14 protein-coding genes are annotated in these 12,588 nt (G+C 71.5%); 6 read left to right on the forward strand and 8 right to left on the reverse strand.

Annotation, left to right across the window (positions count from 1 at the left end):
* Positions 1-939: a LysR family transcriptional regulator gene (locus AC1MBW_RS04150; RefSeq protein WP_480025557.1), complete on the forward strand. Its 939-nt coding sequence runs from the start codon at positions 1-3 to the stop codon at positions 937-939.
* Positions 940-972: 33 nt separating this feature from the next.
* Here the strand turns inward: AC1MBW_RS04150 and AC1MBW_RS04155 are convergent, their stop codons facing one another.
* Positions 973-2,091: a hypothetical protein gene (locus AC1MBW_RS04155; protein ID WP_480025558.1), complete on the reverse strand. Its 1,119-nt coding sequence runs from the start codon at positions 2,089-2,091 to the stop codon at positions 973-975.
* 209 nt (positions 2,092-2,300) lie between these two features.
* Between AC1MBW_RS04155 and AC1MBW_RS04160 the strand changes: the two genes are divergently transcribed.
* Complete coding sequence (locus AC1MBW_RS04160) at positions 2,301-3,572, forward strand: hypothetical protein (RefSeq protein WP_480025559.1); 1,272 nt, start codon at positions 2,301-2,303, stop codon at positions 3,570-3,572.
* Positions 3,573-3,749: 177 nt separating this feature from the next.
* Here the strand turns inward: AC1MBW_RS04160 and AC1MBW_RS04165 are convergent, their stop codons facing one another.
* On the reverse strand, positions 3,750-4,352 hold the full coding sequence (locus AC1MBW_RS04165) for a hypothetical protein (protein ID WP_480025560.1): 603 nt from the start codon (positions 4,350-4,352) through the stop codon (positions 3,750-3,752).
* Positions 4,353-4,428: 76 nt separating this feature from the next.
* Between AC1MBW_RS04165 and AC1MBW_RS04170 the strand changes: the two genes are divergently transcribed.
* Entirely contained in the window at positions 4,429-5,025 is a 597-nt protein-coding gene (locus AC1MBW_RS04170; protein ID WP_480025561.1) for a hypothetical protein, read from the forward strand.
* Between the two features lie 93 nt (positions 5,026-5,118).
* On the opposite strand, the gene AC1MBW_RS04175 is transcribed toward AC1MBW_RS04170, so the two are convergent.
* Positions 5,119-5,688, reverse strand: a complete 570-nt coding sequence (locus AC1MBW_RS04175) for a GNAT family N-acetyltransferase (RefSeq protein WP_054147366.1) — start codon at positions 5,686-5,688, stop codon at positions 5,119-5,121.
* Positions 5,689-5,900: 212 nt separating this feature from the next.
* Between AC1MBW_RS04175 and AC1MBW_RS04180 the strand changes: the two genes are divergently transcribed.
* Positions 5,901-6,053, forward strand: coding sequence for a hypothetical protein (locus AC1MBW_RS04180; RefSeq protein ID WP_480025562.1), 153 nt, complete (start codon positions 5,901-5,903; stop codon positions 6,051-6,053).
* 116 nt (positions 6,054-6,169) lie between these two features.
* Here AC1MBW_RS04180 and AC1MBW_RS04185 read toward each other — a convergent pair whose 3' ends face one another.
* Together AC1MBW_RS04185 and AC1MBW_RS04190 are read right to left on the reverse strand one after the other, a co-directional pair.
* On the reverse strand, positions 6,170-7,933 hold the full coding sequence (locus AC1MBW_RS04185; RefSeq protein ID WP_480025563.1) for an MDR family MFS transporter: 1,764 nt from the start codon (positions 7,931-7,933) through the stop codon (positions 6,170-6,172).
* A 7-nt stretch (positions 7,934-7,940) separates the two neighbouring features.
* Positions 7,941-8,636 (reverse strand): TetR/AcrR family transcriptional regulator, encoded by a 696-nt coding sequence (locus AC1MBW_RS04190; RefSeq protein WP_480025564.1) that lies wholly within the window; start codon positions 8,634-8,636, stop codon positions 7,941-7,943.
* A gap of 212 nt (positions 8,637-8,848) precedes the next feature.
* Between AC1MBW_RS04190 and AC1MBW_RS04195 the strand changes: the two genes are divergently transcribed.
* Positions 8,849-9,112, forward strand: a complete 264-nt coding sequence (locus AC1MBW_RS04195) for a hypothetical protein (protein WP_054147529.1) — start codon at positions 8,849-8,851, stop codon at positions 9,110-9,112.
* Positions 9,113-9,121: 9 nt separating this feature from the next.
* On the opposite strand, the gene AC1MBW_RS04200 is transcribed toward AC1MBW_RS04195, so the two are convergent.
* Positions 9,122-9,391: a hypothetical protein gene (locus tag AC1MBW_RS04200; RefSeq protein WP_152970420.1), complete on the reverse strand. Its 270-nt coding sequence runs from the start codon at positions 9,389-9,391 to the stop codon at positions 9,122-9,124.
* Between the two features lie 97 nt (positions 9,392-9,488).
* The gene (locus AC1MBW_RS04205) at positions 9,489-9,977 is read right to left on the reverse strand and encodes a MarR family winged helix-turn-helix transcriptional regulator (RefSeq protein ID WP_480025565.1); all 489 of its coding nucleotides are present in this window, start codon (positions 9,975-9,977) and stop codon (positions 9,489-9,491) included.
* A gap of 281 nt (positions 9,978-10,258) precedes the next feature.
* Here AC1MBW_RS04205 and AC1MBW_RS04210 point away from each other — a divergent pair, with 281 nt between their 5' ends.
* Complete coding sequence (locus AC1MBW_RS04210) at positions 10,259-11,557, forward strand: NAD(P)/FAD-dependent oxidoreductase (RefSeq protein WP_054147532.1); 1,299 nt, start codon at positions 10,259-10,261, stop codon at positions 11,555-11,557.
* Between the two features lie 254 nt (positions 11,558-11,811).
* On the opposite strand, the gene AC1MBW_RS04215 is transcribed toward AC1MBW_RS04210, so the two are convergent.
* Complete coding sequence (locus AC1MBW_RS04215) at positions 11,812-12,516, reverse strand: hypothetical protein (RefSeq protein ID WP_480025566.1); 705 nt, start codon at positions 12,514-12,516, stop codon at positions 11,812-11,814.
* Positions 12,517-12,588: the final 72 nt, after the last annotated feature.

Raw genomic sequence — 12,588 nt, forward strand, 5'->3', positions numbered from 1 at the left:
ATGGAGATCCGAGAGCTCACCTACTTCATGGCGGTCGCCGATGACCTCTCGTTCACGAAGGCCGCCGCACGGCTGCAGATGAGCCAGCCGCCGCTCAGCCAGGCGATCTCGCGGCTCGAGGCCAAGCTCGGGACGAGGTTGTTCGAACGGCAGGCGCGCACGGCCCCGCGGCTGACCCCCGCGGGCGAGCTGCTCAAGCGTGAGGGCAAGCGCATCCTGCACCAGATCGAGCAGACCGAGTCGCTGCTCGACTCGGTCGTGGCCGACGTGCAGCCGCTGCGGGTGGGCAGCATCAGCTCGGTGCTCGCCGGGCTGCTGCCGACCGTGGTGCGGGCGTTCTCGGCGTCGCACCCGGGTGCCCGGGTGCTCGTCGAGGAGAGCGAGGAGCAGGCGATCCTGTCCGACCTCGTGCGGGGCTCGGTCGACCTGGGCTTCACACGCGTGCGCTCGATCGACGACCGGTTCGAGGTCGAGCAGCTGGCGCTCGAGCCCCTGGTCGTGGCCCTGCCCGACACGCACCGGCTGGCCGGCGAGACCTCGGTGCCCCTGGGCGAGCTGGCCGACGACGACTTCATCATGTTCAACCGCGAGGACGCACCCCAGGCCTACGACCGCATCGTCATGTCGTGCGTCCGGGCCGGTTTCAACCCGCGCATCCCCATCCACGCGGTGAACGACCTCTCGATGCTGAGCACGGTCGCCTGCGGCCTCGGTGTCTCGCTCATGCCCTACCTGTCGTCGTACATCCCGATCCCCGGCGTCCGGTTCGTCACGATCGCCGAGGACTGGGCCCGCACGGCCCTCTCGATGCTCTGGCTCTCCGGGCGGCCGAACCCCATGACGACGGCGTTCACGGCCCAGATCCGCACCGAACTCACCGTGATGCGCGACCGCGACCTGCGGGCCGGCCGCATCACCCTCGAGCTCATCGGCGGCTGAGGCGGGCGCTCGTCAGGCTGACGCCGGCGCTCGTCAGGCCGAGGCCGCCGCGCGGGCGACGTAGCCCTCGGCGAGCCGTCCGCCGGCCGCCTCGGCGTCGGGCACCGTCGACGTGTCCACGGTCAGCCGCGCCCAGTCGTCGCCCAGCACGAGGTCGGTGACGCACGTGGTCGCCGAGCACGACCGGTACGCCCGGTCGCCGTCGGCGAGCCCGGGCACGGTCACGGCCGTGTCGGCATCGACGAGACCGAACTCGAGGCGCTGGTCGAGGGCCCAGGCCCCACCGGTCAGGACGCTCTCGTCGCTGTAGGGCGTCGTGTCGGCGAGGATCGAGCACGACGTGGCGACCGCCCGGCTCCAGGCCGCGGCGTACACCGACCAGCCGCCGCCGGGGGTCAGCACGAACAGATCGTCGCCCGCGCCGAAGACGTCGCGTTCGAGCGTGGCGTCGGCCAGGCACGACCAGGGCCGGGCCGGGCCGCCGAGCGGCCAGGGGTCGTCGGTCACGTCGGCCGACGACACGACCTCGGTCACCCCGGCGACGACCGGTGCGAAGCGTTGCTCGGGTGTGGCCTCGGTGGAGGACTCGAAGTCCGTCGCGATGATCGACACCCAGGTGTCTCCGATCAGCTGGTCGAAGCTGCAGCCCCGGGAGGTCTCGTCGCCGTAGCACCGGCCGTCGGGGTCGTCGCCGTAGATCTCGACGAACTGCGGCCAGGTGTCGCCGGCATGCGGAAGCGCCTGGACGAGCAGGCCGCTGTAGCCGCTCTCGCCCGTGGCGTTGTTCTTGCCGTCCGAGGACGAACCGTCGTTCCACGTGCACGAGAGCCCGCCCTCTTGGGCGATCGCGTAGTCCGAGGGCATGGCGGTGTCGCGGTCGTAGTAGTCCCGCGGGGCCCACGACGCGTCGAGGGCGCTTGCGACGTCGGCCGACAGCAGGCCGGCACAGTCCACCCCGAGTTCGGTGACCGGCGAGTCGGCGGCCGGCGGTGGCGTCGCCGCCGGCCCCGAGGTCACCGGCGTCGTCTGAGTCGGAGTCGGCGCATTCGTGCCGTCACCGCCCGCACCGCCACTCGTGCACGCCACCAGCAGCATCGTCGCCGCGAGTGCCGACGCGAACGCCGCCCCCACCCGATTCGTCGTCGTCCCCATGCGTCGAAGCTACCGAGCCGAGGAGGCGCGGGCCGTCTCGATCGTGCATCGTTCGTACCCGATCACCGCGGGACGGGGGACAACGGCATCACGGTCTCATCACGGCGGACCCCGTGGACGATCCGCCCCCTCGCCCGGCCCGACCGTGCTGTCTACAGTCGACCGACCGCGCTCGCCCGACGCGCGGCACCACTCGTCCCGGGGGAACCATGTCCAGATCACGCCGCCTCGGCGCCGCCACCGCCCTGCCCGCCGTCGCCCTCGCCGCGGCCCTCGTCCTCACGCCCGCAACGGCCTTCGCCGCCGAGGGCGACGCCGGGGCGACCGAGGCCACGGCCGGCACGGACGCGACCACTGCCGTCGCGCCCACCGAGACCACGGTGACGCCTGCGACGACGGACATCTCCGCCCCGTCGACCGGCACCGACGAGACCGTCCCCTCCGACGGGGACGCGACCAGCGCCTCCGGGTCCGAGACGGCCCCCGCCGACACCGACGCCCCCGTCGACGACCCGGCGCCGGCCGACGCCGTGCCGGTCGAGACCGCCGCTCCGGCCGAGGTGGCTCCTGCGGACGAGGCGCCGGTCGCCTCGGAGCCGGTCGTCTTCGGCGACGACTTCGAGGCACACCCCGGTACCGTCCTCACGGTCCGCGCCGTGGGCTTCACGCCGGCGGACCCCGTCACCGTGACCGTGACCGGTGACGGCGTGCCGAGCGACGCCGACTGGGCCTCCGTCCCCCGGTTCCTGGTCTACGGCCTCGACGACGGCAGCGCGAGCACCTTCGTGAGCATCCCCGCGGACTTCCCCGTCGGCGGTGTCGTCACGGTCACCTTCTCGGACGCCCACGAGCTCGCGGCCTCGGCCGACTTCGACGTGACACCGTTCGCCGCGGCCCCCCACCTCGAGCCCCCGGTCGACGCGACCGCGGGCGTCGTGACGGTGAGCGGCGAGAACGCCGTCCCCGGCGGCTACGCCCTCGTCGAGCTGTACGACGCCGAGGACGCCCCGATCGACGACGAACCGACGCCGTTCGCCGCCGCGGCCGACGAGCAAAGCGACGAGGTCGAGCCCGTCCTCGTCGACGTCGACCCCGTGCCCTACGAGACGACGGGTGGAGCCGTGACGGTCGTCCCCGTCGACGCGACGGGCCGGTTCTCGGCCCGGTTCGTCCTGCCCGCGGGCGACTTCGCGGCCGACGCCCTGACCTTCGACGCCGACCAGACGACGTTCAGCGACTTCTCGAACACGGTCGTCTTCTCGGTCGCCCCCGCCGTCACCGTGCCCACCGCCACGACCCCGGGCACGGTCGCCCCGGCCGCACTGCCGGTGCGTCCGGTCGCCGCCGTCACGCCCGCCCGCGCGACGTCGCTCGCCTACACCGGGTCGGAGCCCTCGGGCGCCCTGAGCTGGGCCCTCGGTGCCGTTCTCGCCGGGGCCGGTGCGCTCGTCGCCAGCCGCCTGCGCCCGCGTCGCCGCTGAGCCCGGTCCGACCGATCCGCGGCCGTCACGCCGTCACGCCGTCACGCCGCCACGATGTACACAGCCCGCCACGAGATCTCGTGGCGGGCTGTGTACTTCGTGGCGGGGTAGGTCGTGGCGGCGTGAGTCGTGGCGGGGTAGGTCGTGGCGGCGTGAGTCGTGGCGGCCGGCCGGCCGTTACGGCGCGGGCTCACCCGGCGCCGGTGGGTCGCGGACGACCCGTTCGGCCCCCTCCTTGTCCAGCGTCCCCGGGAAGTTGAACCGCCCGAACTTCCCGGTGGGGTCGTGCGGGCTGACCGGGCGTGCGATCGAGGAGGCGCGGATCACCTCGACCAACAGGTCGCGTCGGGCGTCGTCGAGCACGGGCGTCGACCGCTCCCGCAGCAGCACTGACGCCGTCGGCCCTCGACGACGGCCGATCTTCAGCAGCAGGCCGGCCCGGTCGCCGTCACTCAGCCCCACGAGCTCGGCCCGTTCGACCTGGTCGAACGGCACCACGCGATGGCGGATGCGCAGTCGACGACCCTCGAGGTCGATCGCGAACGGGGCGTTCAGCCACAGCACGACGTTCCACCCGACGGCGGCCGCGGTCGCCCAGAACACGAACGCGACCGGCACGGCGATCGGGCCGAACAGATCGACCATCGACTCGCCACCTCGCGAGAAGAACGCACCGGCCGTCCCGAAGATCACGATCGCGGGCAGGAACACCCGCATCGCCCGCACCAGCACGCGCTGCTTCGGCTCGTCGTCGAACACGACCCAGGTCTCGTCGGGCATGCCGTCACGGTACCGGGCGACGACTCCGGAGGCACCGGGACGGGCTCGCCACTCCCCCTGGTGTAGACAGTCCCTCATGGACAAGGCCGTTCCCGACCCGCCCCGGAGCCGCTCGGAGCAGAAGCTGCAGGGCGGCCAGTGGTGGACCCTCGGCTGGCAGGTGCTCGTGGCCGTGATCTTGGTCGCCCAGTTGTCGTGGCGTCACGCGAACGACGGACCGGACGGCCTCTGGTACGTGATGGCGGTCTTCGTCATCATGTACGCCATCGCCCTCGTCGGACTCGTCCTCCGCGTGTTCGCCATCACGTCCTGGCGACGACTCCCCGTGGAAGCCGGCGAGCGCCTCCTCTGGGGCACCTTCGCCGAGCGCGTCCTGCCGACCGGAGGCGCGGCCTACCCCGGTCGCTTCGCCCTGTCCACGACGCGGTTGCGCTACCTGCCGGACGCGGTCTCGCGCCTCCGTGGGGTGACGGACGAGGAGTGGCCCGCCACCGCCCTGCACGACGTCCGTGTCACACCGGTCGACGAACGCCGGCGCCGCCGCGGCGGCCGCTGGGTGATGGTCGACGTCGACGGTGGCGCCTCGATCACGCTGATGTCGAACGAGGCACACCTCGTCGCCGACGAGCTCTTCGAGGCGCTCCGCGTCGCCTCGCCGGCCACCCGCGACTGACGTCCCCGACGGACTCGCGCCGCGAACGTCGCGGTCTCGGTAGCGGGCACGAGCACAGGTACCGCCTCGGGCACGACTACGCGACCCACCCGCTCAGGCGAGCCGCGCCTCCAGACCGGCCCGCACGTCGGGCCACTCGCCACGCACGATCGAGAAGTAGGCCGTGTCGCCCACGGTGCCGTCGGCGGCGACCCGGTGCGACCGGAGCACCCCCTCGGGCACGGCGCCCAACCGGCGGATCGCCGCCGCACTCCGCAGGTTGCGGGCATCGCAGCGCAGTGCGACCCGGTTCAGCCCGAGGGTGTCGAACGCGTGCCCGAGCAGCAGCAGCTTCGTCGCAGGGTTCGTCCGTCCGCCCCAGAACGCGCGGGCGTACCAGGTGCTGCCGATCTCGACCCGCCCCTGCGCCGGCACGAGGTCGTAGAGCGTCGTCGTGCCCCTCACCTCGCCGTCGTCCGCGCCGCGCACCGTGAACGCGAGGGTCGTCGGGTTCGCGAGCTGCGCCTCCACGTGCTCGGCGTACGCCTCGACGCTCGCCGGTCGCGGCGTCACCATGCCCGCCCACAGCGCGTCGTCGGTCAGCGGCCAGAGAGCGGCCGCGTCGGCCACCTCGAGCGGGTCGAGCCGCACGCCGCCACCGGCCAGCCGCACGTCGTGGATCATCGAACTCCGCCCCGCGCACTCATGCGCACGATCCTAGGGAACGGCGACGAGGAGGCGCGGTGCCGGTCCTCGACGGCCGGTCGCGTCGCCTCGTGCGGATCGGCTACGGTGATCGATCGACAGCCCACGAACTGGGGGCCGCGGCACGACCCCACCGTGCCGCACCATCGTCTGACGCGTCCGACCCGACGGGCCCGCCCGAGGAGACATCCATGAGCACTCACGACACCCCGACGCGCCTGCGCGAGGACGACGTCGACGGCGTCGTCTGGGACACCGCCCAGGAGGCGCGACTCGCGTCCGCCCCCGCCCGCACCTCGACCGCGGCCGCGACCCTGCCCGCCCAGGGCTCCGCCACCGTCTGACCCGGCGCCCCGCGCCCGCGTCCGCCCCTGCCCGAACGCAGAACACCGTCGAGTGGACAGGGCACCGTCGCAGAACGCGGTGTCCCGTCCACTCGACGGTGTCGTGATCCGATCGACTACCGCCGGTCGGCGTCGTCCCGCTCGTCCCGCTCGTCCCGCTCGTCGGCCCCGTCGAGCGGCGCGACCGGAGCCCCGGTCGCGACCGCACCGGCGGTCGCGGCCTCCGACGCCGTCCCGGCACCGCGCCTCGCGGCACGCCCCGCGCCGCGACCCTGCGCGGCTCGCTCGGCCGCCTCGAGCTGCTCGGCCTCGTCGCCCGACAGCGCCTCGCCGCGCGACACCATGCCCGCCACGTCGGAGAGCGTGATCTGCGGCAGGAAGAGCGACAGCACGAACGCCACGGCGATGAACGGGATCAGGTAGGCGAAGACCGGGGCGAGCGAGTCTGCGTAGGCCTCGACGACCAGGCGACGGATCTGCTCGGGCAGCTGGTTCAGCGTCGCCGGGTCGAGGGTCGCCGTGGCCTGAGAGGCGTCGCCCGCCGAGGCCCCGGCGCCCGTGAAGACGTCCGTCAGGTTCGAGGTGAGCCGGCTCGTGAACAACGCGCCGAAGATGGCGACGCCGAGCGCGGCACCGACCTCGCGGAAGTAGTTGTTGGTGCTGGTCGCCGTGCCGACGTTCTGCGCGTCGACCGAGTTCTGCACCACGAGCACGACGACCTGCATGATCAGGCCGAGGCCCGCACCGAAGAGGAAGAGGAACACGCAGATCAGCCAGAGCGGGGTGTCGGCGGTCAGGGTCGTGAACAGAGCCATGGCGATGCCGGTGAGGATCGTGCCGACGACCGGGAAGACCTTGTACTTGCCGGTCTTGGTGATCAGGTTGCCCGACAGGATCGAGGTGCCGATCAGGCCGACCATCATCGGCAGCAGCAGCAGGCCCGAGACCGCGGCCGAGGCGCCCGACGACATCTGCAGGAAGGTCGGCACGAACGCGATGGCCGAGAACATGCCGATGCCGAGCACGAAGCCGACGGCGGTGGCGAGGACGAACACCTTGTTGCGGAAGAACGACAGCGGGATGATCGGGTCGTCCGCGCGCGACTCGACGAGCACGAACAGCGACGCCGCGATCACGACGCCGGCACCCCACAGCCAGGTCTCGGGAGCACCCCAGCCGTGGTCGTCCTGACCGCCGAACTCGGTGAAGAAGATCAGGCAGGTGGTGGCCGCCGACAGCAGCACCACGCCCAGCACGTCGATGCGCTCGGTGGCCTTCTTGCTCGGCAGCGTCAACGCCGCCCAGGTGATGACGAACGCGGCGATGCCGACGGGGATGTTGATGTAGAACGCCCACTGCCAGGTGAGGTGGTCCACGAAGAATCCGCCCAGCAGGGGCCCGCCGATGGCGGAGAGGCCGAAGACCGCGCCGAGCGGGCCGAGGTACTTGCCTCGCTCCGAGGCGGGGACGATGTCGGCGATGATCGCCTGCGACAGGATCATCAGACCACCGCCTCCCAGGCCCTGGATCGCGCGGAAGACGACGAACATCCAGAAGTCGGTGGCGAAGGCGCAGCCGATGCTGGCGAGGGTGAAGATGGCGATCGCCGCGAGGAACAGGTTGCGTCGACCGAGGACGTCGCCGAACTTGCCGTAGATCGGCATGACGATGGTCGTGGCGAGCAGGTACGCCGTGGTGATCCAGGCCTGGTGCTCGACGCCGCCGAGCTCGCCGACGATGGTCGGCATGGCCGTCGACACGATCGTCTGGTCGAGGCTCGACAGCAGCATGCCCGAGATGAGGGCGCCGAAGATGATCCAGATGCGCCTCTTGGTCAGGAGGAAGGGCGCGTCGGCCTTCGCTGCGGTGGTGGTCGTCATGGCTGGGTCACAGCGCCTTTCGGTCGTGGTCGGCTGGGAGGGTCGGGGAAGCGGAGGGGGTGCGGGGGCCTCGAGGCGTGGCGGCCGACGTGGTGAACAGGTCGCGGGCGATGACGAGGTGCTCGTCGAGGACCGCCTCGAACCGCTCGTCGTCCCGCCCCTCGGCGAAGAAGAAGCGTTCGAAGGCCCGTTGCACGAGCCCGGTGAGCAGCGTCACCGCGACGTCGATGCGCGGGTCGCCCTCGTCGAGCCCCTCGTGCGCGGCCACGGCCGAGACGAGGCGCCGGCGCTGTTCGTCGCCCTGGCGCATCATGGCGCCGAACAGGCGGGGTTCGCGGTCGAGGGCGGCCTTGAAGTCGGCTGCCCGCCCCCGGGTGAGGCCGACGTTCTCGACCCGCTCGACGACGAGGGCGCCGAGATCGTCGAAGACGGTCGACAAGGGCAGGAGGCGCGGGTCGCGTCGCGAGGACGCGTAGCCGTCGAGCGTCTCGTCGTCCTCGTCGAGCGCGATGCCGACCACGACGTCGTCCTTCGAGGCGAAGTGGTTGAAGAAGGTGCGGCGTGAGATGCCGACCGAGGCGCACAGCTCTTCGATCGTGAATCCCGCGAGTCCGTGCTCGGCTGTCAGACGTCGGGCGGCGGCGGTCAGCTCGGACCGGGTGCGCGTCCGACGCTGGGCCGTCTTGCCCGTGGCCGTGACCATCGCGTGCCTCCTCGTGTCGTCGCTCGGTGTGATCGGCGACGTCGCCGGGGGCCTCGTGGCCGAAGACGATGATTGCACTCTGACGGCCAGAGTGCAATCCTGCTTCCTGTGGCCCGCCGAGCCGCGGGACAGGCTGAGGGCTACGCGGCAGAACGATCCGCGTCCCCTGAGAACGCCGTCGCCGGGCGGCAGGTGTTGCCTACGCTGACCGGATGAGTGCACCCAGAGCCCGCCGCGTCTGCCTGTCGGTCGCCGGTTTCGCCCTCGTGGCGATCGGTCTGGCCGTGCTGGCGTTCACCTTCGACTGGGACGCCCCGACGATGTTCGGTCTGCCCACCGGTCTCGCCGGCTTCTCGCTGATGATCGCGGGCGCGATCGTCGCCGAGGTCGGCTTCCGCGGGGCGGTCAAGGCCCGGAGGCGCGAGGTCGCGATCCGCCGGCGCTCTCACGTCACCGACCTCGAGCGCACCTCGTAGCGCTGACCGTCAGACGGTCAGCCACTTGATCGCCGGGTAGAGCACCCGGGCGATCTTGCGGGGACACGGGAACGACGTGCTCGTGCCGTCGTGCTCGTTCAGCGTGATGACGGGCCGGTCGCCGACGGTCGAGTAGTCGACGGTGGCGAGCGATCCGGCCGGGATCTCACGGGTCGTGGGTCGCCCGGCGGTGTCGCGGAGGACGTAGACGAGGCGGTCGTCATGCACCTGCATGCCGTGCTGCGCGTCGCCTGCCGTCCAGGTCACCGAGAGTCTCACGAGCCGACCCTAGCGGGTCGCCGGACAGCAGGGCCGAGGCCGTCGGCCCCCCGCCCCCGGCCGACCCCGTGACGAGGAGGCGCGGTGGCGGTCGCCGTCACCAGGCCAGCGCCCGCAGGGCGTCGCCCAGGTCGCGGAAGACCGCCTCGGCGACGGACCTGCGGGACGCGGGCAGCGCCTCCTGCACGGCACGGCCGTAGGTGGCGCCGGCGTCGTTGACCCCCTTCGACCCCTCGTCGGTCAGCGCGAGGACGAAGCTGCGGCGGTCGGTGGGGTGCTGCAGCCTGGTCACGAGACCGCCGGCCTCGAGCCGGTCGGCGAGAGCCGTCATCGCACCCGACGAGAGCCCCAGCGCCTCGCCGACCTTCTTCGGTGCGGTGTCGCCCTGCACCGAGAGGTGCACCAGGGCGAGGAAGTCGGTCGCACCGACGCCGAGGCGCTTGGCCATCTGGTCGTTGACGAACGCGATCTGCGACCGCAGGTGCTGCAGCGCGATGAGCACGGCGGCGACGTCACCGGACTGCGGCTCGGTGGGGGCGTCGAGGGTGGGTTCGGCGGACGGGGACGTCCGGGTAGTACGGGTCATGGGGTCTCCGGGAGGTTCGGGACGACTGCGATCAGGTTCGGCGTGCCGTCGGGGGCACGTGTCACTTGCTGGACAAGCAACTCGATCAGCGAGTAGTTCGACGAACGTAACATCTGACGGACGTCTCGACAAGACCCCCGGCCGGGGCGAGGAGCATCGATCGCGGAGGTACGGGCGGCCTCGCGAGGCGAGTAAACTCGCCGCGGACTCGCCGCTCGGGTCCGGCCAACCGGGGTCGACGACGATCCGACGACACGATCGACACCGCAGGAGCACCCCCCATGACCGCAGACCCCCGCCCCCACGTCGTCATCGTCGGCGGCGGCTTCGCCGGCATCGCGGCGATGAGGTCCCTGCGAGACGCCGACGTCCGCATCACCCTCATCGACCGCCACGTCTACAACATGTTCCAGCCGCTCATGTACCAGGTCGCCACGGGTGGCCTCAACGCCGGAGACGTCACCTACTTCCTGCGCAGCCTGCGGTCCAAGCAGTCGAACGCCGAGTTCCGCCACGGGTTGCTCACGACGGTCCGGGCCGACGAGCGCATCATCACCCTGCGCGACGGCGAGGAGATCGCCTACGACGCCCTGGTCCTCGCCAACGGCGTCAACACCAGCTACTTCGGCACCAAGGGCGCGTACGAGTACGCCTACTCGATGTACTCCCGCTCGCAGGCGCTGCGCATCCGCGACGAGCTGTTCACGCAGCTCGAGAACGCGGCGGCCTCGGTGGGCAGCGGCGAGGTGCGCGTCGTCATCGTCGGCGGTGGCGCCACGGGCGTCGAGATGGCGGGCGCGCTGGCCGAACTGCGCGACCAGGCGTTGAAGGACGCCTACCCCGAGATCGACGCGTCGAGCATCACGATCACCCTCGTGCACCGCAGCGGCGAGCTGCTCAAGCCCTTCTCCCCCCGTCTGCGCAAGTACGCGGCCAAGGTGCTGCGCAAGCGCGGCGTCGACCTGCGGCTCGACACGGGTGTCGAAGAGGTCCGACCCGACGGCGTCGTCGCCGCCGACGGCGAGTTCATCCCGGCCGAGCTCGTCATCTGGGCGACCGGTGTCGCCGCGCACGCCGAGGTCGCGTCGTGGGGCGTGCCGCAGACCCACGGCGGACGCATCCAGGTCAACGACGACCTCACGGTCAAGGGGCTCGACTGCATCTTCGCCGCGGGCGACATCGCCGCGACCGACGACGCTCTCGCGCAGCTCGCCCAGCCCGCGATCCAGGGCGGCGAGCACATCGGTGGGCAGATCGTCCGTCTGCTCGCCGGCAAGAAGCTCCTGCCGTTCAAGTACCACGACAAGGGCACCATGGCCACGGTCGGCACCAACGCCGCCGTGGTGCAGCTGCCCAACGGCTTCACGATGACCGGACCCGTCGCCTGGCTGCTGTGGGTGTTCGTCCACATCACGAGCCTGCTCGGCAACGGCAACCGCCTCTCGACCCTCACGCACTTCTTCGTGCGCTACCTCTGGGCGCTGCGCAAGCGGGCGATCCCCATCGTGGGCGACGTCCGCCCGGTCCGCCCGAACGGTGACCGCGCACCCGAGAAGTGGCAGACCGAGAAGGTCGAATAGCGCCCGAGCCGCTGGGTCGCGGCGTCGCCGGGCCGCTGGGTCGGGTCGTCGCGCTCTCGCCGGACCGCGCCTCCTGACCTACGCGCTCGCTCGTGACGCACGGCGAAAAACCCCGTTTCGAACCATGAACCCAGAAGAAAGTGGGTGCATGGTTCGAAACGGGGTTCGCGCGTGATCCGGTACGAACCGGATCGGACCGGCGGGCGACGCCCAGGCCCCGGGGGTCGGGCCGGCGGCAGCCGGCCCGACGGGTACTACTCCGTGGCGGCGGTGATCTTCGCGACGCCGACGAGCATCTCGTCCTGGACGGCGTCGGTCTTGAAGGTCTGGTTCAGCAGCGCGGCGGCGTCGGGGCTGATGTGGACGGTGGTGCCCTCGAGGACGGCGTTGGCGCCTTCCATCTGGATGGGCTTCAGGGTGCCGCCCCAGAGGTTGAACAGGTAGGCGTCCTCGGCGGCGACGGTGCCGTTGGCGGTGACGGTGCCGTAGAGCTTGCTCTCGCCCGGGTCGATGCGGAAGTCGGTGAGTTCGACGACGGTGCCGTCGGCGGAGGTCAGCGACAGGCCGGAGCCGTCGTGGTCGATCTCGCCCTGGACGTAGGGGCGGACGTCGCTGTCGGGGCCGTAGTAGTCGACGTTGCCGCCGGTGATCGGGAACGAGAAGGTTCCGTCGGTGAAGGTCGCGGTGCCGACGACGCCGGGGGTCAGGCCGAGCGAGGTGATCGCGTCGACGAAGGACTGGTCGACGGCGACCTGGGTGTCGACACCGTTGCTGAGGTCGGCGATCGACGCGGCGGGCGTCGAGGCGGCCGACGGCTCGGACGAGGACGAGCTCGAGGACGACGTGTCGGAGGACGAACCGGAGTCCATCGAGCAGGCGGCGAGCGAGAAGACGAGGGCACCCGAGGCCACGAGGCCGAGCGTGGTCTTGGTGATGTTCTTGCGAGTGAAGGCGTTCATGGTGAAGCTCCTTGTCTGTTGGTCCCGGTGGGGATGTACAGGGTTCGCCACCGTCACCGAAAAGGATTGGAA

Source organism: Frigoribacterium sp. AP1, from assembly GCF_056680555.1.